At 51.1% G+C, this 23,738-nt stretch carries 25 protein-coding genes; 8 read left to right on the top strand and 17 right to left on the bottom strand.

The features are described from left to right. Nucleotides 1-9: 9 nt before the first annotated feature. From ureG to ACSSVF_RS07865, 16 genes are all read right to left on the bottom strand, one after another. Nucleotides 10-663 carry an urease accessory protein UreG gene (gene ureG, locus ACSSVF_RS07940; protein ID WP_492402645.1) on the bottom strand — a complete coding sequence of 218 codons (654 nt, stop codon included), beginning with the start codon at nt 661-663 and terminating at the stop codon, nt 10-12. Next, nucleotides 660-1,343: an urease accessory protein UreF gene (locus tag ACSSVF_RS07935; RefSeq protein ID WP_492402643.1), complete on the bottom strand. Its 684-nt coding sequence runs from the start codon at nt 1,341-1,343 to the stop codon at nt 660-662. Before ACSSVF_RS07935 ends, ureG begins: the two co-directional genes overlap by 4 nt. Then, the gene (gene ureE, locus ACSSVF_RS07930; protein ID WP_492402641.1) at nt 1,344-1,838 is read right to left on the bottom strand and encodes an urease accessory protein UreE; all 495 of its coding nucleotides are present in this window, start codon (nt 1,836-1,838) and stop codon (nt 1,344-1,346) included. It lies immediately after the preceding gene. A gap of 2 nt (nt 1,839-1,840) precedes the next feature. Then, entirely contained in the window at nt 1,841-3,544 is a 1,704-nt protein-coding gene (gene ureC / locus ACSSVF_RS07925; protein WP_492402639.1) for an urease subunit alpha, read from the bottom strand. Between the two features lie 32 nt (nt 3,545-3,576). Further along, nucleotides 3,577-3,885 (bottom strand): urease subunit beta, encoded by a 309-nt coding sequence (locus tag ACSSVF_RS07920; RefSeq protein WP_492402637.1) that lies wholly within the window; start codon nt 3,883-3,885, stop codon nt 3,577-3,579. Continuing rightward, nucleotides 3,882-4,049 carry a hypothetical protein gene (locus ACSSVF_RS07915; RefSeq protein ID WP_492402635.1) on the bottom strand — a complete coding sequence of 56 codons (168 nt, stop codon included), beginning with the start codon at nt 4,047-4,049 and terminating at the stop codon, nt 3,882-3,884. Before ACSSVF_RS07915 ends, ACSSVF_RS07920 begins: the two co-directional genes overlap by 4 nt. Nucleotides 4,050-4,195: 146 nt before the next feature. After that, nucleotides 4,196-4,498: an urease subunit gamma gene (gene ureA / locus ACSSVF_RS07910; RefSeq protein WP_492402633.1), complete on the bottom strand. Its 303-nt coding sequence runs from the start codon at nt 4,496-4,498 to the stop codon at nt 4,196-4,198. Between the two features lie 50 nt (nt 4,499-4,548). Next, a complete protein-coding gene (locus ACSSVF_RS07905) occupies nt 4,549-5,418 on the bottom strand; it encodes an urease accessory protein UreD (protein WP_492402631.1) in 870 nt (289 codons plus the stop codon). 121 nt (nt 5,419-5,539) lie between these two features. Continuing rightward, nucleotides 5,540-6,229 (bottom strand): urea ABC transporter ATP-binding subunit UrtE, encoded by a 690-nt coding sequence (gene urtE, locus ACSSVF_RS07900; protein ID WP_492402629.1) that lies wholly within the window; start codon nt 6,227-6,229, stop codon nt 5,540-5,542. 28 nt (nt 6,230-6,257) lie between these two features. After that, nucleotides 6,258-7,001: an urea ABC transporter ATP-binding protein UrtD gene (urtD, locus tag ACSSVF_RS07895; protein ID WP_492402627.1), complete on the bottom strand. Its 744-nt coding sequence runs from the start codon at nt 6,999-7,001 to the stop codon at nt 6,258-6,260. After that, a complete protein-coding gene (urtC, locus tag ACSSVF_RS07890; RefSeq protein ID WP_492406329.1) occupies nt 6,998-8,284 on the bottom strand; it encodes an urea ABC transporter permease subunit UrtC in 1,287 nt (428 codons plus the stop codon). The genes urtD and urtC overlap by 4 nt, the downstream gene beginning before the upstream one ends. 224 nt (nt 8,285-8,508) lie before the next feature. Continuing rightward, nucleotides 8,509-9,426 (bottom strand): urea ABC transporter permease subunit UrtB, encoded by a 918-nt coding sequence (gene urtB / locus ACSSVF_RS07885; protein WP_379031659.1) that lies wholly within the window; start codon nt 9,424-9,426, stop codon nt 8,509-8,511. A 117-nt stretch (nt 9,427-9,543) separates the two neighbouring features. Continuing rightward, entirely contained in the window at nt 9,544-10,782 is a 1,239-nt protein-coding gene (urtA, locus tag ACSSVF_RS07880; protein ID WP_492402625.1) for an urea ABC transporter substrate-binding protein, read from the bottom strand. Between the two features lie 92 nt (nt 10,783-10,874). Continuing rightward, nucleotides 10,875-11,213 (bottom strand): FmdB family zinc ribbon protein, encoded by a 339-nt coding sequence (locus ACSSVF_RS07875; RefSeq protein WP_055867841.1) that lies wholly within the window; start codon nt 11,211-11,213, stop codon nt 10,875-10,877. Nucleotides 11,214-11,287: 74 nt separating this feature from the next. Then, nucleotides 11,288-12,511, bottom strand: coding sequence for a formamidase (gene fmdA, locus ACSSVF_RS07870; protein WP_444702497.1), 1,224 nt, complete (start codon nt 12,509-12,511; stop codon nt 11,288-11,290). Between the two features lie 53 nt (nt 12,512-12,564). Next, nucleotides 12,565-13,737, bottom strand: a complete 1,173-nt coding sequence (locus tag ACSSVF_RS07865; RefSeq protein WP_492402622.1) for a porin — start codon at nt 13,735-13,737, stop codon at nt 12,565-12,567. A 162-nt stretch (nt 13,738-13,899) separates the two neighbouring features. Here ACSSVF_RS07865 and ACSSVF_RS07860 point away from each other — a divergent pair, with 162 nt between their 5' ends. The 3 genes from ACSSVF_RS07860 (at nt 13,900) to rpoH (ending at nt 16,444) form a co-directional block, all read left to right on the top strand. Further along, nucleotides 13,900-14,535, top strand: a complete 636-nt coding sequence (locus ACSSVF_RS07860; protein ID WP_492402620.1) for a hypothetical protein — start codon at nt 13,900-13,902, stop codon at nt 14,533-14,535. Between the two features lie 284 nt (nt 14,536-14,819). Continuing rightward, nucleotides 14,820-15,299 carry a hypothetical protein gene (locus tag ACSSVF_RS07855; protein WP_492402618.1) on the top strand — a complete coding sequence of 160 codons (480 nt, stop codon included), beginning with the start codon at nt 14,820-14,822 and terminating at the stop codon, nt 15,297-15,299. Nucleotides 15,300-15,643: 344 nt separating this feature from the next. Further along, on the top strand, nt 15,644-16,444 hold the full coding sequence (gene rpoH / locus ACSSVF_RS07850; RefSeq protein ID WP_492406328.1) for an RNA polymerase sigma factor RpoH: 801 nt from the start codon (nt 15,644-15,646) through the stop codon (nt 16,442-16,444). Between the two features lie 65 nt (nt 16,445-16,509). Here the strand turns inward: rpoH and ACSSVF_RS07845 are convergent, their stop codons facing one another. Then, nucleotides 16,510-18,465 carry a dynamin family protein gene (locus ACSSVF_RS07845; RefSeq protein WP_492402616.1) on the bottom strand — a complete coding sequence of 652 codons (1,956 nt, stop codon included), beginning with the start codon at nt 18,463-18,465 and terminating at the stop codon, nt 16,510-16,512. A 233-nt stretch (nt 18,466-18,698) separates the two neighbouring features. Between ACSSVF_RS07845 and ACSSVF_RS07840 the strand changes: the two genes are divergently transcribed. From ACSSVF_RS07840 to ACSSVF_RS07820, 5 genes are all read left to right on the top strand, one after another. Continuing rightward, a complete protein-coding gene (locus tag ACSSVF_RS07840) occupies nt 18,699-19,076 on the top strand; it encodes a gamma-butyrobetaine hydroxylase family protein (protein WP_492402614.1) in 378 nt (125 codons plus the stop codon). A 2-nt stretch (nt 19,077-19,078) separates the two neighbouring features. After that, entirely contained in the window at nt 19,079-19,846 is a 768-nt protein-coding gene (gene ubiE / locus ACSSVF_RS07835; RefSeq protein ID WP_492402612.1) for a bifunctional demethylmenaquinone methyltransferase/2-methoxy-6-polyprenyl-1,4-benzoquinol methylase UbiE, read from the top strand. Nucleotides 19,847-19,850: 4 nt separating this feature from the next. Then, nucleotides 19,851-20,444 carry a ubiquinone biosynthesis accessory factor UbiJ gene (locus ACSSVF_RS07830; protein WP_492402610.1) on the top strand — a complete coding sequence of 198 codons (594 nt, stop codon included), beginning with the start codon at nt 19,851-19,853 and terminating at the stop codon, nt 20,442-20,444. Between the two features lie 2 nt (nt 20,445-20,446). After that, nucleotides 20,447-21,994 (top strand): ubiquinone biosynthesis regulatory protein kinase UbiB, encoded by a 1,548-nt coding sequence (gene ubiB, locus ACSSVF_RS07825; RefSeq protein WP_492402608.1) that lies wholly within the window; start codon nt 20,447-20,449, stop codon nt 21,992-21,994. Between the two features lie 145 nt (nt 21,995-22,139). Then, entirely contained in the window at nt 22,140-23,609 is a 1,470-nt protein-coding gene (locus ACSSVF_RS07820; RefSeq protein WP_492402607.1) for a high affinity choline transporter 1, read from the top strand. Nucleotides 23,610-23,738: the final 129 nt, after the last annotated feature.

Genomic DNA, 23,738 nt, shown 5'->3' with positions numbered 1-23,738 from the left:
CGCGCATTTTTATAACATGAGGCCTTGTTTTTCGATGAAGGTGACTATCTCCTCCAAGCCCTGGCCACTCTTCAGGTTGCTGAAAATAAACGGCTTTTCGCCACGCATGCGTTTGGCATCCTGGGCCATCACTTCCAGCGAGGCGCCGACCATAGGTGCCAGGTCTATCTTGTTGATCACCAGCAAGTCTGACTTGGTGATGCCAGGGCCGCCTTTGCGCGGGATTTTCTCGCCAGCCGCCACATCAATCACATAAATGGTCAGGTCTGATAATTCCGGACTAAACGTCGCCGCCAGGTTGTCACCGCCACTTTCCACAAACACGATATCCAGTGTCTGGAAACGTTTGCTCAATTGCGCGACTGCCTCCAAGTTCATAGAAGCATCTTCACGGATCGCGGTATGCGGACAACCGCCGGTTTCCACGCCGATAATACGCTCAGGCGACAATGCCTCATTGCGGGTCAGGAATTCGGCGTCTTCCTTGGTGTAGATATCGTTGGTGACGACTGCGATGTTGTATACCTCGCGTAAACGCTGGCACAACGCGAGTGTCAGTGCCGTTTTACCGGAGCCGACCGGGCCACCGATACCAACGCGTAACGGCTCTTTAAAATCGGTCACGGCCGGGGTGGGTGTCTCAAACTGGGTATGTATTTTCATGATCTGAATAACCTGCTGTATTGTGTTTCATGTTGGCAACCGGCAATGCTGAGTAAGGGGTTGAAATTACTCATGGCATCGTCTGCTAAAGCCATGGCGCTCATTACCACTTGCGGCAATTGTTCACCCATGGCCAATAAAATCGTTTGTCCGGCCACTTGCCCTAAAGGCACTGTTTTCATGGCCGCGCTGGCCTGATTTTCCAGCCAGCCCCAGACATAGCCATGCAAAGCCTGTTCAGGCGGAATCTGCCAGTGCTGGGCAATGGCGGCATATAAGGTGGGAAAAGCAGGTGACTCTAATGTGTTGACCTGCGCCACCAGTGTTTCTGACATGGGTTTGAGGTCATTCAGCAAACGACGCAGGGAGTAACCCATCTGCCGTGTTTCTGCCCAACCTTCTGCGGTATCGCGCCCGGCCTGGTAAAAACTGTCCCACTCCTGCACTGCGGCCAGGTCTCCTGCCTGCCAGGCCTGGTATAAACGGTACAACACCGGCAACTCGAAGCGGGCCTGGTATATCTGCAAACTGTCGCCTATCCAGGCTTGGGCCGAAGCCACATCTTTCACTTCGCCAGACTCGATCGCCCATTCCAGCCCCTGCGAATAGCAATAGGCGCCTACCGGCAACATCGGGCTGGCCAATTGCAACAAGCGGCTTAATGCAAGGGCATTGGCCATCTAGCTTCCCTGCCCTTTGAGGCGTGGACGTAAAGATTGCAAGCTATCTTCATCATGACCATGTCTATGGCCACCGCCATAAGCACCCGCCTCTGGTTCAAATGGCGCCTGCACTTCACTCACTTGCATGCCCAACCCCACTAACATATCCCTGAGCACATAGTCCTGCTCCAGCCGTAGCCAGCCATCGCCGATTTGCAGTGGCACATGCCGGTTACCCAGGTGATAAGCGGCCCGCATCAGGTCGCGTGGCGTCGGCGCAACCACGTTATACACCGGCTCTTGTGCTGCCAAAATCTGCACCACCAGCTTGCCATCTGCAGACTGGATCAGATCGCCACCACGCAGAATAATGCCACGGCTTAAAAACAGCGCTGCTTCATTGCCTGAGGCCAATGTCACGCGCAGGCGACTTTTCTGCCGCAGGTCAAAAGGTAATTCCAGCGTGTCATCGATGCGGCCGCTGACAGTGATACGTTCAGTTAAATGAATCATGATTAAAACAGGAAATAACGTTGTGCCATCGGCAATACTTCCGCCGGTTCACAAATTAAAGGCATACCATCGGCCAATACTTCATAGGTTTCCGGATCCACCTCTATCTTGGGCATCCAGGTGTTATGCACCATATCGGATTTTTTCACACCGCGGGTGCCTTTGACCGCCACCAGTGTTTTTTGCAGGCCCAGTGTTTTCAGCTCAGGGTTATCCAGCCCGGCTTGTGACACAAAGGTGACTGCGGTTTTCAGGCCGCCCCCATAGGCGCCGAACATGGGGCGGTAATGTACGGGTTGCGGTGTCGGAATGGAAGCATTCGGGTCCCCCATCGCCGCAGCGGCGATCATGCCGCCTTTGATAATGGTAAAAGGCTTTACGCCAAAGAATGCAGGTTTCCACACCACCAGGTCAGCCAGTTTGCCAACTTCGACCGAACCCACGACATGTGAGACACCATGCGTAATGGCCGGGTTGATGGTGTATTTGGCGATGTAGCGCTTGATACGGAAGTTATCATTACCCGGTGCGTCTTCCGCCAACGGGCCGCGCTGGATCTTCATTTTATGCGCAGTTTGCCAGGTGCGGATAATCACCTCGCCGACACGGCCCATGGCCTGCGAGTCAGATGACATCATGGAAAACGCACCCAGGTCATGGAATATATCTTCCGCTGCAATCGTTTCGCGGCGGATGCGACTCTCAGCAAACGCGATATCCTCGGCAATGGCCGGGTCCAGGTGGTGGCAGACCATCAGCATATCCAGGTGTTCGTCTATGGTGTTCACAGTAAATGGCCGGGTAGGATTGGTCGACGAAGGCAGCACATTAGGGTAGCCCGCTGCCTTGATGATATCCGGTGCGTGCCCACCACCCGCGCCTTCGGTATGGAAAGTATGAATGGTGCGTCCTTTAAAAGCACCTATGGTGGTTTCCACAAAACCGGATTCATTCAGGGTGTCGGAGTGGATAGCGACCTGCACATCCATTTCATCGGCAATGCTCAGGCAATTATCAATCGCGGCCGGAGTCGTGCCCCAGTCCTCGTGCAGTTTCAAACCAATCACCCCCGCATGCACCTGCTCACGCAAAGGCTCAGGCAGGCTCGCATTGCCCTTGCCTAGAAAGCCCAGGTTCATGGGAAAAGCATCTGCGGCTTGCAGCATGCGATGGATATGCCACGGCCCCGGTGTACAAGTAGTGGCAAAAGTGCCGGTCGCTGGCCCTGTGCCGCCACCTATCATGGTGGTGACGCCAGACATCAGCGCTTCTTCAATCTGTTGCGGGCAGATAAAATGGATATGCGTATCAATGCCCCCGGCAGTGATGATCATGCCTTCACCGGCAATCACTTCAGTACCGGCACCAATCGCAATCGTTACGCCGGGCTGGATATCAGGGTTACCGGCTTTACCGATGGCTGAAATATAGCCGCCCTTGATGCCGATATCAGCTTTGACGATGCCCCAGTGATCAATAATCAATGCATTGGTGATCACGGTATCGGCCACTTCAGCCGCCAGGCCCTGCCCTTGCCCCATGCCATCACGGATCACCTTGCCACCGCCAAACTTCACTTCTTCGCCATAAATGGTGAAGTCTTTTTCTACCTCTACCCACAACTCGGTATCCGCCAACCGCACCTTGTCGCCGACAGTTGGGCCAAACATTTCTGCGTAGGCGCGTTTATCCATTTTGACTGTCATTACTTATCCTTCACTCTTACTGTATTGCAACACTACTTCAGTGCGCCCATGACTTTGCCAGCAAAACCATACACCTCGCGTTTGCCGACCAGTTTGACCAGTTGCACGGTACGGGTTTGGCCAGGCTCAAAGCGCACCGCAGTCCCGGCAGCGATATTCAGGCGAGCGCCGTAAGCCAATGCGCGGTCAAACGCTAACGCTTCGTTGGTCTCATAAAAATGATAATGTGAACCGACCTGGATAGGTCTGTCGCCTTTGTTAGCCACATCCAGCGTCACTGTTTCACGCCCTGTATTTAATTCGATGTCGCCTGCTGCGACCTGCATTTCGCCGGGAATCATGGGTTACTCCAGTCGTTTTTTGTATCGTTTTTAATCATAGTCGTTTTTAACTTAGGCGAGCCAGGCATGGTGTTGTAAGCGCGGAGGGCAAGGCGCATATCCGCAGACAGTACACACAGTACGGCAAGGATATGCAACACCGCCATCCACGCTTGCAGTGCCATGCCTATATATTCCATGAGATCAGTTAATGATCAAAATGGATGAAGTGCAAGGCGCCCGGAGCACAGAAACCGGAATGTACATGCAGTACATGAGGATTTCGAGCACCGCGCAACGCCGCAATTCGCCATTTTCATCATTCAATGACTCATGGAATGGGGTGGTGGACGGTGACTAACTTGGTCCCATCCGGAAAGGTAGCTTCAATCTGTATGTCCGGGATCATCTCCGGCACACCCTCCATCACTTCATCACGTGCCAGCAAGGTGGTGCCATAACTCATGAGTTCTGCCACCGTTTTACCATCTCGTGCCCCTTCCATGATCGCGGCTGAAATATAAGCCACCGCTTCAGGATAATTCAGCTTTAAACCACGTGCCTTGCGTCGCTCGGCTAATAGCGAGGCAGTAAAAATCAATAACTTATCTTTTTCTCTTGGGGTGAGTTCCATAAACGGTGTGTTCCAGTTGGCTGATTCTCTATGTCAATTTCTGCGGCAAGTCAGGTATTCCAGATACGTGGCCTGATGGCGTCTTTTTGATAATACCATGGCCGCAATATCTGCCAGCACTGCTCAAAGTATTGCCTGGCTTGCTGTGAGGCATGACCGACATAGCGTATGCATAATACTTCCGGCAACGCCGTGATGCCGGTTTTGGCATCCGATACCACAATGTCGCGACAGGCTTGCAACACCTCGGCAGGTACCGCACCAGCGCACACCAGAAATGTGCCGAATACTGCCGCATCGCCCAGACCAACGCGACTGGCCTTGACCAGATCCTCTGCCTGCATACGTGCCCGCTCGTTCCAGATCAGTTGGCCATTGCGTGTGATGCGCTGGTTTAGCTGATACAGGCCGCGCTGCCAGACTTCCTGTTGCGCCTGACGTCCCAGGCAGACGATATCCCAGGCAGCCAAGGTTGCATCTGCGGCCAATGCAATCTCGGCAGAAAAACCGACTTCTGCGGCATTAAACAAAATATTCTCTTGCGGCAACCATTCCAGGCCACTGCCCTCAGCCAGCTGGAACTGCAAGGTTTGTGTCGCCTTGGTGCCGTTTGCCTTATACCATTTACCCGCGCCTGGCGTGGTTAACAGGGCGCGCGCACCGGTCTCAACATTCACCTGCAAATGCAATGCGTCGCCGCCTGCTACACCACCTGGCGGATGTACCACCACTGCATGACAGATCCCTTCCCCTTCAGGATGCAGGCTCTTCTGCACGACCAGCGGGCCGTGATGTAGCCTATGCGCCAGGTAAGAGCGGGCATCACGCCTGGCAAAGCCAAGTTCTAGCCTCGCTTGCCAGTGTTTTGCGGCAGTACTTTGTATAGGTGGCGATGAAATCGCAGGCTTTAAATCATCCATAACGGCATCATGCCACAGCTAAATCAAGATTTTGTTTTTAATACTTGCCACAGTGCACGCAGTGAAAATAAAGCGAACATTTGAACACGCTGGGCGCTCTGTGGCTAACACAATCCAGAATCTACACAGACAGATAACTTTTCACCTTGGCGGCATCGACATTGTCGCGGGTGTCTTCGTGAATAAAGCGGCCCTTATCGATCACGATAATACGATCTGCCACTTCCATGGTAAAACTCAGCACCTGTTCGGAAACGATAATCGTGATCTCGCGCATTTTGCGGATTTCGTTCAGCACTTTGGCAATGTCTTTAATAATGGATGGCTGTATGCCTTCGGTCGGTTCGTCCAGCAATAACACTTTAGGGTTGGTCACCAGCGCACGCGCGATCGCCAGCTGTTGCTGCTGACCGCCAGACAGGTTACCGCCCTTACGTTTGCGCATTTCATGCAATACCGGGAACAAGGCAAAAATATCATCGGGAATCTCGCGAGTGGCCGATTTTTCCAGCCCGGTTTCGATATTTTCCTGCACCGTCATGTTAGGGAAAATCCAGCGGCCTTGCGGCACATAGGCCAGGCCTTTCATCACGCGATCATGCGTGGCCGAACCTTGCAGATCCACGCCATCCACAGTGGCTTTGCTGGCTTTGCTCGGCAAAATGCCCATCAGGGATTTAAACAGCGTGGTTTTACCCATGCCGTTGCGGCCCATGATGGCAAGGGTTTCATTTTTGTTGGCTTTAAAATTCAGGCCGTGTATCACCTGGCTTTGGCCATAACTCACCTGCAAATTCTCAATTTCAAACATGCTGTGCTCCTCTGCTGGCCCAATTCAATTAATGACCTAAATAAACTTCAATGACTTTTTCATCTGCCTGCACTTTTTCCATCGGCCCTTCGGCGAGGATCTTGCCCTGGTGCAATACCGTGACTTTGTGCGCGATTTTCTTCACGAACTCCATATCATGCTCGATCACGATCACTGACCGGTTCTGGCAAATGCGGTTGAGCAGTTCAGCCGTCTGGTCGCGTTCCTTGGCGCTCATGCCCGCCACCGGCTCATCCAGCATCAGCAATTCAGGTTCCTGCATCAGCAGCATGCCGATTTCCAGCCATTGCTTCTGGCCATGGCTGAGCAAGGCAGATTCCATATCCAGGAATTCTGTCAGCATGATATCGGCAGCCACCCGGCGTACCTGGTCTTCCACTTCCTGTGTACGTTTGAATGTCAGGCTGCCAAACACACCACGACCTTTGGGGTAAGACACTTCCAGGTTCTGGTATACGGTCAGGTTTTCATAGATAGACGGGTTCTGGAATTTTCGGCCTACGCCCGAACGTACGATTTCGTGCTCTGAGAGCTTGGTCAACTCGATATTATTAAACTTGATCGAACCCGCAGTGGATTTGGTTTTACCGCAGATCAGGTCCAGCACGGTGGTTTTACCCGCGCCGTTGGGGCCTACCAGTACACGCAATTCGTTTTTATCGATATACATGGTGAGTTTATCCACCGCTTTAAAGCCATCGAAGGAGACGGTTAAATCTTCTACAGCCAAGACGAAGTCTGTATTACTCATGCTTCTGCTCCTCTCAATTTATTACTTTCGATTGCAGAAGTGCTATCTGCTTTCTTGCGTGGTGCTTTCTTGGTGGCCACATCGGTAGATTCAGTGGCCAGGGTTGTGTCAGTGGGTGTATCGGTAAGTACTGCTTGTGCTTCTACCTCAGAAGTACTTACCTCAGGCTTTTTTACAGCTGGCGCTTTGTCTTTGAACCAGCCATATTTGGTCGCGTATTTATCCCAGATACCTGCCAACCCGCTTGGGAAGAACATCACCACTGCGATGAACAGCCCGCCCATCAGGAAAAGCCACATCTCGGGGTAAGTTTCGGAGAACACGGTTTTACCGTAATTGACCAGCAAGGTGCCGTATACAGCGCCAACCAGTGAAGCTCGTCCACCGACCGCACAGAAGATCACCATTTCAATCGATGGCACGATACCGACGAAGGAAGGTGACATAAAACCGACTTGCAGGGTGAACATGGCACCACCGACAGCAGACATCATGGCAGCCAGGCAGAAGATAAAGATCTTGAAATTGGAGACGTCGTAACCGGAGAAACGTACGCGCTCTTCTTTATCACGCATCGCCAGCAGCAGCATGCCGAACTTGCTGCTCATGATGTATTTGGACAGGAAGATCGCACCGAACAACAACAGGCCATTCACAAAGTACAGGATGTATTTGGCAGAATCACTACGGATATCCCAGCCCAGCATGGTGCGCAAGTCAGTCATCCCGTTCACACCACCGGTATAGCCTTGCTGACCGACAATCAGGATGCTTAAAATCAGTGCCACGGCTTGGGTAATGATGGAGAAATACACCCCGCCCACACGACGCTTGAACATGGCGTAACCGATGATATAGGCAAACAATGCCGGAATGGTCAGCACTGCAAAGATGGTGAACGGCAAGCTCTTGAACGGCTCCCAGAACCATGGCAAGGCAGTCAACTGGTTCCAGTCCATAAAGTCAGGAATACCAGGGGTAGACTGGATTTTAGTGCTGAGCGGATCAGAAGCCTCCAGTTTCAGGAACATCGCCATCGCATAACCACCGAGACCGAAGAAGATACCCTGGCCTAAACTCAGGATACCACCGTGGCCCCACAGCATGACCAGGCCGACAGCGACAAACGCGTAAGTCAGGTATTTACCGATTAAATTCAGGCGGAAGATATCTACACCCAGTGGCAGTACAACGAAGATGATGGCAGCCAGTACAGCCAGGCTGATCGCACCTTCCTTACCACCCACTAACGGGCTGGCTTTGATTTTTTCCCATATTGTCATCAAGATTTCTCCTCTGTTGATGCGTTGATTCTATTGCGGCAGGGTTAAACACTTAATACGTCTTCTTACTTATAGAACTTTTACTCAATGGCTGCGCGGGGCCATCACTGCGTTGCGCGGTGCTCGAAATCCTCATGTACTTTGTGTACATTGCGGTTTCTGTGCGCCGTGCGCCTTGTGCTGACTCCCGCTCGCTCATTGATTAAACAGTCCTATACCCTTAATTACTTACGCAGTTTGGAGGCAAACAAGCCCTCTGGTTTCATCATCAGGATGGTGACGATGACGAGCAAGGTAGACACCTTACCCATAGAGCTGGTCATAAAGAATTGCAGGATAGATTGTGCCTGGGCGATACCGAAGGCAGAGGCAATCGTACCGACGATGCTCGCTGCGCCGCCAAACACCACCACCATAAAGCTGTCGACGATGTACAAGGTACCTGTGGTCGGGCCAGTGGAAGCAATTGTGGTAAATGCTGCGCCTGCGATACCAGCGATGCCGCAACCAAGTGCAAATGTGACACGGTCAACTTTGGCGGTATTGATGCCTACTGCGCCAGCCATGGTGCGGTTTTGCACGGTGGCACGCACTCTTAGGCCCCAGCGGGATTTATACATAAACATATACACACCGAAAGTCACCAGCGCTGCCAGCACCATCACGAACAAACCGTTGATTGGAATATCAATATCCGGTGTTGGATTCACTGAACCCAGCATCCACTCTGGCAATTCGGCACTTACTTCTTTTGCGCCAAATGAGGAACGGAAGATCTGCTGCATGACCAGGCTCAAACCCCAGGTCGCCAGCAGCGTATCCAGTGGCCGCTTGTAAAGATGCCGGATCATGATGAATTCAATGAAGTAGCCGACGGCGAATGCCAACACGAAGGCGATCGCAATGGCGAATATAAAGTAGTAGTTAGTAAACCCGTAAGTAGCAGCCACTTTTGAAAGCATGACGGTGGTGTAAGCACCTATGGTCATGAACTCGCCATGCGCCATGTTAATCACACCCATCTGCCCGAAAATAATCGCGAGACCTAGTGCCATCAGTAGCAACACTGTAAACATGCTCAGGCCCGAAAAGCCCTGCATCACCACAATATTGCCTATTTCTGCCATCGAATAACCAAACATAGCGGTCTCCTGTTAAATGCAATTTCTATAATGATTCTGTGTTGAGTTTTTGTTACTTGTGCCAAACGGTAGCCGGGTTAACCGGCTACCGCGTCAGCTATTTAAGACAAGACCAGTTTATTGGTAGCCTTTTGGAAACGGATCAGGTTTGATGTAGCCAGAGGTGTAGACCACTTTCGCCTGGCCATCTTTGCCCCATTGACCAATACGCAACTTGGTGGTCAGGTGATGGTTAGCTTCTACAGTCACAGAACCTTCAGGTGCATCTTTGAACTCGTAGCCTGGCAATGCAGCTTGTACTTTATCTACATCGAAGCTACCTGCGCGCTCAACAGCAGCCTTGTACAACCATGGGCCCAGGTAAGCAGCTTGGGTTACGTCGCCGATCACAGCATCTTTACCCCAGCGTTTTTTGAATGCTTCAACAAATTTCTTGTTTGAATCATTGTCTTGCGACTGGAAGTATTTCATTGCTGAGTAGAAACCAGCCAGGTTTTCGCCACCGATGCCTAATACTTCATCTTCAGTTACCGAGATAGTCAGCATTGTTTGCTTGCTGGAGTTCAAGCCAGCTGCGTTCAACTGTTTGAACCAGGCCACATTACTGCCGCCCACAACCGCTGCGTAGATCACATCAGGTTTTTTCAGTTTGATCTTGTTGATCACAGAACCAAATTGCGTGTCGCCCAAAGCAATGTACTCTTCACCCACCACTTTGCCGCCCAGGTGTTGCTCGATGTGTTTACGGGCAATTTTCATGGAAGTACGTGGCCAGATATAGTCAGAGCCGATCAGGTAGAAAGTTTTGGCTTTTTTCTCTTTGGCGATCCAGTCCAGACCTGCCAGGATTTGCTGTGTTGCTTCCTGACCTGTATAGAACACGTTTTTGGATTGCTCTAAACCTTCATAGAAAGTCGGGTAGAACAGCAAGCCGTTATCTTTTTCAAACACTGGCAAAGCCGCCTTACGTGAAGCAGATGTCCAGCAGCCCATCACAGAAGCCACTTTGTCTTTTTCCAGCAGTTTCTTCGCTTTTTCAGCAAAAGTCGGCCAGTCTGAAGCGCCATCTTCCTGTACGATTTCGATCTTGCGGCCCAAGATACCGCCCATGGCGTTGATCTGCTCGATCGCCAGCTTTTCAGCCTGGATAGAACCTGTTTCACTGATCGCCATCGTGCCGGTGGCGGAGTGCAGGATACCGACTTTTACTGTGGTATCAGTCACTGCCAGGCCGGTGGTGTTCACTTTTGCCGTTGGAAAATCTGCAGCAAATGCGTGTCCGGTAACGAGACCCGCTGCCATCATGGCACCAAGCATCGCGCCTTTGATAAAACCCCTTCTGTTCAAGGTACTCATTACAACTCTCCTTTAAAAATCAGTTAACTTCAACTTGAAACATTGCTCACTACATACTCTGTTCAGGTACTGCATTGATTGCGGATGACTGGTTAGTGTCCGATCATCCATGGCCTGGCCGTTTTCTTGGTTTGCATCTGCATCGCCGGTTTGCCGTTATCAGGGTTCACTTTGGTAGTGGTTTTGCAGGTATGTGACCCTGTGCAACCACAACTTGAGCGGCGACCACTGCGTGGCTCGTGGGCAGACTTCTCGTTACGTTCATGTGCGGACCGCTGTTGCTTGCCCATGATGGCCAGTTTGGGCACCGAGAGGATGCGCGGGCTTTCAGACCCACAGCACTCGCAATCAGCTGGCAAACTGGATTCACTCATTTTGCGTAGCGCGGTAAACACACCACAACTGTCACACTCATATTCGTAAAGAGGCATCTGTACACTTCCCTTTTAAACTTGGCCTTATGCAAACCTGGCTTTTGAAAACTTGACCTTCTACTGCCTGCAAATTAAGTACTTGGCGCCACGCTAATACCCGGCGGCACTTCGATCTTCGGTCCGTCAGCATTCGGGCGGATATCAAACTCGAAGATCTCGGTCGGGATCCACAAGGTGGCACACGCATTCGGGATATCCACGATGCCGCTGATATGCCCTTCTACCGGGGCCGTGCCGAGGATAGCCACTGCCTGTTCACCGCTGTAGCCGAATTTCTTCAGGTACTCGATCGCGTTCAGGCAAGCCTGACGGTAAGCGACGTGTACATCCAGGTAATGTTGCTTGCCAGCTTCATCGACTGAAATACCTTCAAAAATCACATAATCACGGTAAGTCGGTGTGATTGGGCTAGGCTGGAAGATCGGGTTTTTAATCGCATATTTCTTCACACCGTCTTTGATCAGGCTGACCTTGATATCCAGGTAACCAGCCATCTCAATCGCGCCGCAGAAAGTGATTTCACCATCGCCCTGGGAGAAGTGCAGGTCACCCATGGAGAGGCCGCCATCCTTCACGTAGACCGGGAAGAATATTTTTGAGCCTTTGGTCAGGTTCTTGATGTCGCAGTTACCACCGTGATCACGTGGTGGCACAGTACGTGCACCCTCAGCCGCCGCTTTTGTGGCAGCGTCGCCGGACAAACGGCCCATCACAGCAGATTTAGGCTCTGGTGGCAGTGCCAGTGCCGGCACGCGGTCTGGATCGGTGGCGATCAGCGCAGCTTCGCGCTCATTCCAGGTCTCCAGTAATTCGCGTGATGGCAGGCAACCGATCAAACCCGGGTGCATGATGCCGGCATAACGTACCTTAGGCACATGGCGGGAGGTGGTGTACACACCGTGGAAATCCCAGATCGACTTGCTGGCCTTAGGGAAGTGGTCAGTGAGGAAACCACCGCCATTCTCTTTGGCAAACAGGCCGTTAAAACCCCATTGCTGGTCGTCAAACGTACCGACATCCAGAATCTCAACTACCATCAGGTCACCCGGTTCAGCACCTTCAACACCGATAGGGCCGCTCAGGTAATGCACCTGGGTCAGGTCCACGTCACGGATATCGTTGGCGCTGTCGTTGTTACCGATCTGGCCACCGGTCCAGTCCATACATTCCACCCGGAACTCATCACCAGGCTTGACCATGGCGATCATGGGCAGGTCAGGATGCCAGCGGTTATGGATCTGGCCGTCCTGTTCCCATGGTTTTTTATCCAAATCCAGTTTTACTATTGTTTTCATGTCACTCATCTCCTAATAAGAAAAGTTAGGTGAGAAAGGGTTATAAGGTCAGATTAGAATTGCATCTGTAATGCGACTTTGAAGAAGTTGTCGCTAGAAGTTGTCGGCGTATCAGTTTTGCCCAAAGTAGCAGTTATCACTGAGTTGTATGGGGCAATGATGTAATTCGCGCCAATCTCAAAACGCTTGGTATCTGCACCGGTACGGGTGTTCACGCTGGCTGCAGTTGTTGTGCCGTCTGCGTCAAATTTCTGATAACGGACGATAGGCATGATCTTGCCCCAGCCGACTGGATCACTGAACAAGTAGCCCAGGCCTGCGGAGTAAGCTTTACCTTGTTCTCCCAGAAATACATTATCTGTATCGTAGTAGTAGTAAGCTGCTTCGGCTGAGAATGTGCCTGGACCTACATCTTTCTTCTCTAACAGAAAGTCGACACTGTAAGATTTATAATCACCAGCTAAACCACCAGTCGCCACCGCACCATCTTTTTTCATACGGCCAGCGATACCGATAGAAAGAATATCTTTGGCACCAAAGTAGTTACCTGTGCCGTAATAACCTGGCTCAGCATCCCAGAAGTTGTATTGCACGCGACCGGCATACATGAGTTTGTCTTTAACGGCTGCAGATTCACCTTGAGCGCCCACGCCGCTGAAGCGGAATGTTTTATCGCCTTCAAACGCACCGAAAGAAACAGCTAAATGATCTTCAAGAAAGCTTGTAACAATAGCCACACCTTCATCACGACCGATCACACCACCGTTCCAGCCATAGCGAGAAGCAATATTTGCCCAGTAGCCACCACCCATAGAGTAGTAAGGGCCTGCCATGTTGGCGCGGTCACTAGGTGACAGGAAACGACCTGCCCAGATAGCCACTTCAGGTGTTACCTGGAACTGCACGTTGGCATCGATCACCTCGATGTTGCTGCCAACATCACTACCGCCACCGGATTTCTCGGTGTTCAACATACCCTTGATGTATTTATTGAATGAGCCTGACAAATACAAACGCGCACTGTCCAGTGTGAAATCGTTGGAGCGGTCACTACCGTTGTTAGAAGCATCTTCAACAGAGTTATAACTTGTGATAAAACCAAAGCCAGCACTGATATACTTATCTTCACCAAAACTGATGGTGGCACCCGCATTTGCCAGTTGCACACCCAGGCCACAAGCCATTGCTACCGCAGTATGCAAGGCACATTTCTTAATATTCATCATCTAAAACTCCCTTTCTCGTTAACTTCAAACAATCACAGTCGATCAAAACTTGTGCCCAGATTAACGAGAGAGCGGTGTAGGACAAATACGTCAATTTGCGTAGTGATGCTTCATACCAAACACCGCTAGACTGCACATAACAAATTGAGAACAGGGCTCGCAATGCGTCTTTTAACTTACTTATTTCTGATCGCTTTATTACCCGGCTGTGGTGAGGTTTCCTACAAACGTGGCGGATCGCAACAAGATATAGATAGAGCCCATCAAGCCTGCCGCGGCAGCGGTGAGCAACTGGCGGCCTGCCTGGCAGAACAGGGCTGGCAAAAACCAAAGGTAGATGCCATGGACCCGCTGTTTGCGACGATAGAAACACGCGACAACCATGAGGAAGTCATTAGCAAGCCAAGCCCGTTTATTGAGGTCACACCGGATAAAAAGGAAAAACCAGCAGCAGTCGGTGTTGTAAAACCGCCACAGAACACGGCAACAGCTGCGACCCGGCCTGCCGAAGTAGCGGCACACGCCGCCCCGGCCACGACAAGCAGCAAGATTACGGAAGATAAAGCAGACACGCCCGCCACTCACTCAACAGTGAACGACGGCCCCAATGTGGAATACGCGATTAACTCATGGTGGAAAATGGGTGCTTTCCCAGACAAGCTGAAACAGGATCAAGTGTCCTGCGAGAAAAAACTAGGCCCTGACTATTTACCCGACTACAAAACCCAGACGTTCAAACGCGCCTTTGTGGTTTGTATGCATGACTTGGGATGGACGGCGATACGGAACATCAAATAGATTTCTGCTTAAAAGTTAAAGCCTTACAGCAATGCCATGCATGGAAATGAATATTTAATTTCCATGCATGGCCAAAAAAATACCACCTTCGCCCAGCGCGGCCACTCCACCCTGGCTTCTTTGTTAGGATAAATTCCTATCGCCCTGTCAGCCGACTCTGACACTGCTATCAGATTAATGAGACTATTTTCCACTTGAGTAGGTTTTTAGAATGCGCTCAAGTGCATTATTTTTTATGCTTTAACGACATAGCAAAGCATGTTTCATTTGAAAGAAGGTTGGCCATGATTAAACATTTAGCAATCGGAGTATTTCTTTTGGCGGGCGGCATTTCTGCCTATGCAGATACCAATGTAGCAGTCAGCATAGGTCAGCCTGGTTTCTATGGGCAGATCGTATTAGGCAACCCCTACCCCGCGCCCCAAGTCATTTATGCCCAGCCAGTCATTATTCAACCGCCACCAGTCGCCGTTGTGCAAGCACCTATGTATTTACGCGTGCCACCAGGCCAGATGAAAAAATGGGGGCGTTATTGTGGTCATTATGGCGCATGCGGCAGACAGGTTTATTTTGTGCAAGACGCCTGGTATCAAAACGTGTACGCACCTAGCTACGTTACTTATACTACCGGACCAGGCCATGACCACGGACACTACAGGGAGAGAAGAGATGATCATCGGCATGATCACTATGACAAGAAAGGACGAGGCAACGGCCCCAAACATGGCAACCGTGGGCCGGGCCGTGGCCACGACCATGACTGATGCTTGAACTCAGAGCTTTCGCCATGGCATTTGACAGCATAATGCTGTGCGCATGGTGCGTGTTAAAAGTGCAGGGTAAAACGATAGCTACGCATTGAAGGGTGCTTACGCTAAAGACTTTCTGGCATCACAATCTGGAAGATTAAATCCCAGCTTTCGCTTGCCGCATTTGAAGACATTGAAAAGCTATTCATCTTTAATGAATTACTGAAACTTTTTTCCAGACTAGCACTCTCACTCCATGAGTGCTAAAATTAGTTTAAACATCTTCTTTCACAAGGAGCTTTACCATTAACGCTTTGACTATACCTGTTGTTTCATCCGCTGATAGCCTGGATAAATACCTGCGAACCATTAAGCAGTTTCCAATTTTGACGCCTGAAGAAGAATACAGCTATGCCACAAGCCTGAACAAGACTGGTGACCTGGAATCCGCACGTGCGTTGATTGTGTCGCATTTGCGCCTGGTAGCCAGCATCGCGCGTGGCTATAGTGGTTATGGTTTGCCGCAAGCAGACCTGATCCAGGAAGGCAACATTGGCTTGATGAAAGCGGTGAAACGTTTTGACCCTGAGCGCGGCGTGCGTCTGGTTTCGTTTGCCATGCACTGGATTAAAGCCGAGATTCATGAATATATTGTGCGCAACTGGCGTCTGGTGAAAACCGCGACCACTAAAGCACAACGCAAGTTGTTCTTTAATTTGCGTAGCATGAAGCAAGGATTTGAGACTTTAAGCCCGGACGATGTAAACCGTATCGCCACTGAATTGAATGTGAAGCCTGAAGAAGTGGTCGAGATGGAATATCGCCTGAACGGTCAGGAGATTCCATTGGACGCGCAGGTAGATGACGACGGCGAAGATGTGTATAGCCCGATTGCTTACCTGCAGGACGAAGGCCCAGAGCCATCAGTATTGCTGGAAACGCTGCAAACCGAGCATATGCAGACTGAAGGATTGAGCGCGGCCTTGCAACAGTTGGATGAGCGTAGCCGCCGTGTGTTACAGGCGCGCTGGTTGACTGAGGGCGATGTCTCTACCCTGCACGAACTGGCTGCGGAGTTCAATGTGTCTGCCGAACGTATTCGCCAGATCGAGCAAAAGGCGATGCAGAAAATCAAGACTTACATGCTGGAAAGCAAGTAATAAAAACGGGTGCCCAGGCACCCGTTTCTGTTTCTGCACTATGTATATCCTTTAAGGTATATTCTTTAAGCCGCCTGCACTATCACTTCTTCATGCTGCAAGGCGAGCAGCGCTTTACCATTGAGTTGATCCAGTTCGGCCAGTTGCTGGCGGATAGTTAACTCAACCTGTTCCAGATCGGCAATCCGCTCTTCCAGTGTATCTGTTGCCTGGTAAATCCGTTTAATACTTTCCACACGGCGTTTCAGTTGCACATGGTGCTCGCGCATCTGGCTTTCCATAGGCGCGATCACTGCTTTCAACCAGCTTTCGGCATCGCGGTTAGCCGCTTCATACTCCAGGATGACGTGGCTAGCCAGGGTTTCAAAAAACTTGCTGGTGAGGGTGAATTTCTCATGCGCGATCATGTTGAAGGTAGTATTAAACTGATCGCGGTATATGGTTTCCAGTTTATTCAGTGCTTTGAGATAACGCGAGGTTGAGAATGGCGGTGGCGTTTTTTGTAGCAGGCCATGCTCTTTTGAGAATTTTTCATACATGGCTTCCATCATTTTTTTGATTTCATGCACATGCACATCGGCTTCCATCAAGCGGCGTTTCAGGTCACTGAAAAAATCATCCATCGCCTGGCGCATGGTTTTGGTAAACGACGCTTTCATCATGCTGTCACGTGTTTCGCGCACTTTGTTTTTCAGTGCTGGCATGCCCAGATGATGGAACAGCTGGCTGGATTGCACCGAGAATACACTGCGTAACGCCTGGTAGCGCTGCAACCCGACTTCAAAATTGACTTTGTCCTGTTTGACCTTGCGCATCATTTGCGCGATCACATCTTCGTTTTTGCCTTGCAGGCAGCGTAGCTCTTCAGTTTGGTCCAGCACACTTTGCAAGCGGGTTTCCAGGATACCGCGCGTTTGCAACACCATATCTTCAATTTCGCTATGGATACTTTCGCGCACAATTTCCTGCTTGGCAGGGATCAGCTCCTCGGAAAGATTTTTTTCCAGTTGCAACAAGCGGCTTTTCGCCAGCAACTGGTGATCGCCAGTGACTTTTGCCAGCAACCCTTTTTGTGCCGAGGTGGGCAAGATCTGGTCACGCGACAGACCGAGTAATTCGGCAGTAGTCTGTAGCTGACGCGAGAGTTCGATTTGTATCTCGTCGTCGGTTTTCAGCGGGTCCCACAAGCCGTCGATTTTATTGAGAACGGCGATGCGCCCTTTTTGCTTCCAGCGCGCACCACTGATATAACGGCGCCAGACTTCCATTTCAGATTTGGTGACGCCGGTATCCGCACCGAGGATAAACAGGACCGCATGTGCATTCGGCAGCATGCTCATGGTCAACTCAGGTTCGGCGCCTATGGCATTCAATCCCGGCGTATCGAGGATCACCAGGCCCTGCTTGAGCAAGGTGTGCGGGAAATTAATCACGGCATAACGCCAGCAAGGGATTTCCATCAGGCCATCCTGCCCGATCAGCATTAAATCGTCAGGATGATCGGGATGGTATAACCCTAGTGTTTGTGCTTCCTCGAGTGTGACGCGACGTGTGCGGCTGACCTCTTTAAATGCTTCGACCATGCTCTCGCGTGAATGGGCATCAAACTCGATCACAGACCATGCCTGTGGCATGCGCCGGTATTCACTGATAGAAATCTGGTTGGCACTGCTTTCGATGGGCAACAGCGACAGGCTGACGGGTTTACCCATGTCATAGCGCAACTCGGTGGGACACATGGTGGTGCGCCCGGCGCCGGAAGGTAATAATCGATGACCATAATCAGAAAAGAAAATGGCGTTGATAAGCTCGGATTTACCGCGTGAAAATTCGGCTACAAATGCGACATTCAGCTTATCTTCGCGTAAACGGTTAAGCTGATGCTGAATACGTTCTTCAAGTTGCACATCGCTAAGCTGCTTATCGGCCAACCAGCGCCGATACTCCCCCAGTACATCAGCAATTGTTTCACGCCAGCGTGTATACAAATCAAATTGTTGTGCCAGTCTGTTATTTTCCATAGGACCTGCTTAATAGTTATTCGGTAACCTACTTAGGATTGCCTGTTTTTTGCTAATCTATCACGATTTCAGAAAAGTTCAAATAAATCATGTAGGTATAGCCATTAATTCATAAATAAAATGAATTATCAACCATAAGATTAGCTTTATACGCATTTATGCGTAGGCGGTTGTCATCTGCTATCATGCGCATTAGTCATATAACGGCCTGAAACACGACTTTCTTCAATCTTATGAGCGGTCTTCTCCCAGATTCACCCATCCCTACCCTGATCCAGTTGCATCAGGGCTCGCGCTTGCTGGAAATTCATTTCGATAACGATACCGAATGCATGCTGTCATGCGAGTTTTTGCGCGTGTACTCGCCTTCTGCCGAAGTGCGTGGCCATGGCGCCGGGCAGGAAGTCCTGCAGATAGGCAAAGAACTTGTCAACATCAGCGGCATCGAACCGGTGGGCAGATATGCCGTCAAGCTGATATTTGACGACGGTCATGATACGGGCCTGTATTCATGGGATTATTTGTACTACCTGGCCCAGCACTATGAAAGCCTGTGGCAGGACTACATCACCAAACTGACCATCGCCGGTCAGCCGCGCAAGGAAACTTAAACATGCAAGACACGCCAGGACAGCAAAAAACCACCCACTTCGGTTTCGAGACCGTGGCTGAGCACGACAAGCAAAAAAAGGTCGGCGAGGTGTTCCATTCGGTCGCGCAAAAATACAACATCATGAATGACGTCATGTCAGCCGGGCTACACCGTGTGTGGAAGCGTTTTGCAGTCGATGTCAGCGGCGTTGGCCAGGGTGACAAGGTGCTGGATATTGCAGGCGGCAGTGGCGATTTATCCAGCTTGTTTGCTAAAAAAGTCGGCACGCAATCGGCGCACAATCCCGGCCAGGTCATTTTGACAGATATCAATGCCTCCATGCTGGGCGTGGGCCGTGACCGTATGATAGATGCCGGGCTGACTGTGCCAGCCGCGCAATGCAACGCTGAAACCCTACCCTTTGCCGATGAATCGTTTAACTGTGTCATCGTGGCATTCGGTTTGCGCAACATGACACATAAAGACAATGCCCTGCGCGAAATGCAGCGCGTGCTGAAACCCGGCGGACGCTTGCTGGTGCTGGAGTTCTCCAAAGTCTGGCAGCCGCTGGAAAAACTGTACGATACCTACTCTTTCAAACTGCTACCCAAGCTGGGCAAATGGATCGCCAATGACGAACCCAGCTATCGTTACCTGGCGGAAAGCATACGCATGCATCCGGATCAGGAAACCCTGAAGAAAATGATGCATGACGCAGGCTTTGCGAAGGTGGATTATTACAACCTGACCGCAGGCGTCGTCGCATTGCACAAAGGCATTAAACTCTAATTCTATGTTTAAACCATTGATTCAATTTGTGTTGCAGCACCTGATGCAGCAAAACGACTGGACGGCGCCGCTGCTGCAACCTTATGCCAACCAGACGCTGAGGTTTGATTTCAAGGTCGCACAAGTCAACCTGACTATTTTGCCCAATGGCGAACTGGCCGTCGCGGCTGATTCTGCCACTGCGGATGCCACCATCCATTTACCACCCAGCCTGGTCATGCGTTTAATGCGCAAAGACCCGCTGGCCGCCAGCCTGATAAAAATCGAAGGCGATGTGGCGTTAGGCATTGAAGTCGGCAAAATACTATCTGCCGCGCGCTGGGATGTAGAAGGCGATTTAAGCAAAGTGGTCGGCGACATTGCGGCCTATCAAGTGGTAGAGCTTGGCCAGGAAAAATTCCGGAAGTTACAGGCCAATGCCAAAAACCTGGGGGAAATGCTGGTGGAATACTGGCAGGAAGAACAGCCACTGATCGCAAAAAAAACCAGCATAGAACACTTTAATCAGTCTGTAGACCGCTTGCGTGAAGATACTGATCGCCTGCAATCGCGCGTGGATAAATTGCTGGCAAACACCTCTTCCTCAGAAAGCCGATAAACATGCACTGGTTTCGTTTCTTTCATATTATCGGTGTATTTATCTGGTACCGGCTGGACATCTTTTTTGTACGTGAAGAGAAGTCCAATCTATTGCCGCGTCTGCTGAACCTGCTTTTCTTCTGGCGCAGCGCACCGCAACAACGCGCGATCCGGCTGAGGCTGGCACTGGAAACGCTAGGGCCTATCTTCGTTAAATTCGGCCAGATGCTGTCTACCCGCCGCGACCTGCTGCCACCTGATGTCGCGGATGAACTCACCAAACTGCAAGACCAGGTGCCGCCATTTGCGTTTAGCCAGGTGGAAGCGATTTTGATTGAAGCATTTAATGCGCCTCTGAACAGCACTTACGCCGAATTTGACCCGGTACCAGTCGCCAGTGCCTCTGTTGCGCAAGTGCATTTTGCCACGCTGCATAGTGGCGAACAGGTGGCCGTCAAAGTCTTGCGTCCAGGCATTGCAGCCATCATCCACAGGGATATCGCCTTATTACGTACCATCGCCTGGTGGGTAAAAAAACTATCCAGCGAGGGCCGCCGCCTGAAACCGGATGAAATGGTGGAAGAATTTGCACGCCACACCGAGCACGAACTGGACCTGACCCTGGAAGCCGCGCAGTGCTCGCAACTGGGCCGCAACTTCAGTGACAAACGCCTGCTGGTGCCTGTTGTATATTGGGATTATTCGCGCAAACAGGTGATGACCATGCAACGCATGTTCGGCACGCCTGTACGCAATACTGAAGCCCTGAGGGCCGCTGGCATCAACCTGACGCAACTCGCACACGAAGGCGTTGAAATCTTTTTTACCCAGGTGTTCCGCGATGGTTTCTTTCATGCCGACATGCATCCGGGCAATATCCAGGTGGTCACCGAAGGGCCGGACAAAGGCAAGTTTATTGCGCTGGATTTTGGCATTATGGGTAGCTTGTCACCTACAGACCAGTATTACCTGGCGCGTAATTTCCTGGCATTTTTCAACCGTGACTACCGTGATGTTGCGGTAGCACATATCGAATCTGGCTGGGTACCTGCGGATACCAATGTGGAAGCGTTGGAAACGGCAATCCGCGCCATTTGCGAACCTATCTTCGAGAAGCCGCTTAAGGATATCTCCTTTGGCCGTACCCTGCTCAGCCTGTTCCAGATGTCGCGTCGTTTTGGCGTCAACATCCAGCCGCAGCTGATCATGCTGCAAAAAACCCTGCTGAATATCGAAGGTATGGGGCGCGAGCTGGACCCGAATATCGACTTATGGCATAGCGCAAAACCCTTCCTCAAACGCTGGATGAGTGAACAGATAGGCTGGCGCAGGTTGATCAAATCGGCGAAACACGAACTGCCCTATGTGCTCGCGCACGCGGCTGAAATACCCAGGCTATTCGAGCAGTATTTGCGCAACCAGAGTGAGTTCGCAAAACAGCAAACTTATATTGATACCCTGCTGGCTACCCAGCAGAAACAATCCCAATGGCAAAAATGGTTAGGTGCAGCTATTGCGGCATTAGTGCTCGTGCAAGTGAGTAGCCTGATCCTGTTCTGGATGACATAAGCTTTGCTCAATACACGCTTATGTTCTGCATGGTAGAAAAGCCTGAGATTCAGGCTTTTTTATTTCCTGCCAAAAAGAAACGTTATCAATCAATAATTTTTGTTTTAAAATCTGCCGTTTGCAACGGCTTTAAGGGAAACGGACAGTGCTGATCTGGTTTGTCATGGCGTATTTACTGGTCTCTATCGGGATCGGCCTGGTCGCTGCCAGAAACGTCCACAGCACAAAAGATTATGCGGTGGCTGGCCGCCATTTACCGCTACCGGTGGTCACTGCTACCGTGTTTGCCACCTGGTTTGGCGCCGAAGCGGTGTTTGGCGTCTCTGCGACCTTTGTGCGTGAAGGCTTGACCGGCATTGCCGCCGACCCGTTTGGCTCCAGCATGTGCCTGATCCTGGCTGGCATTTTCTTTTCCAGCCGCCTGTACAAACTGAATATCCTCACGCTGGGGGACTTTTACCGCATGCGCTATAACCGCACGGTCGAGATTCTCACCACCATCGCCATCGTGGTGTCTTACATGGGCTGGGTAGCCGCGCAAATCAAGGCACTGGGCCTGATCTTCAACCTGATCAGCAATGGCTATATCTCAGAACCGACCGGCATGATAGTTGGCACCGCGATTGTGCTCACCTACACCACGTTGGGCGGTATGCTGTCAGTCGCCATCCTCGATTTTGTGCAGATGATCGTCGTCATTGGCGGCCTGCTCTACATTGCCAGCATCGTGTCTGGTCAAACTGGCGGTGTTGCGCCGGTGATTGAGCATGCGCGCAATGCCGGAAAACTGCATTTTTTCCCGCAATCGACCAACTGGAGCGTCTGGCTGACTTTCCTCGGCGGCTGGCTGACCATGATGCTGGGCTCAATCCCGCAGCAAGATGTTTTCCAGCGCATCACCTCGGCCAAGACTGCCAATATCGCCTTGTGGGGATCGCTGCTCGGCGCCAGTATCTATTTCTGTTTCACCTTTGTGCCGATGTTTATTGCTTACGCGGCAACCTTGATCGACCCGGCCACCTTTGGCGCGCTGGTTGAAACGGACTCGCAACGCGTGTTACCTACGCTGGTACTGACCCACACACCATTGCTGGCGCAGGCGATTTTCTTCGGTGCCGTGCTGTCAGCGATCATGAGTTGCTCATCGGCGACGCTGCTGGCTCCTTCAGTGACCTTTGCTGAAAACGTGATCAAGGGCTTTGTGCCTGACATGAGTGACCACGCCTTCCTGCGTGTCATGCGCCTGTGCCTGGTGGGTTTTGCCGCCATGGTGCTGTTTTATGCACTGAACTCTGAACTCTCCATTTTTGGCATGGTGGAAAGCGCCTATAAGATCACGCTGGCGGGTGCTTTTGTGCCATTGGTATTTGGCGCATTCTGGAAGCGCGCTACCAGCCAGGGTGCACTGGCTGCCATTATTTTAGGCATAGGCAGTTGGATATCGCTTGAAGTCATGTTCGGTGAAGAAAGCCTGGTACCGGCACAATTATTGGGATTACTGGTCAGCGCCATTGCCATGGTGATAGGCTCATTGTTACCGCAAAAGCTGGGCGGCAGCCCGCAACCACCGCATGGATACCTGCATGAACATGCCTCGCGCAGACATACGGAATAACATGCATCTGAACACTGCATTAAACTTTAATCACTTTTAAATGACCAATTGATGAATAACCGTTTAAAGCAGTGATTGTTCCAGTTAACAAAAAAGTATGGCATTCGCGATAATGCCCGGGATTGTTTT

The organism is Methylophilus sp. E2MeOHC9 (assembly GCF_058744375.1).
The sequence above is the reverse complement of the archived record's forward strand: the minus strand, read 5'-3'. Positions and strand labels throughout refer to the sequence as shown.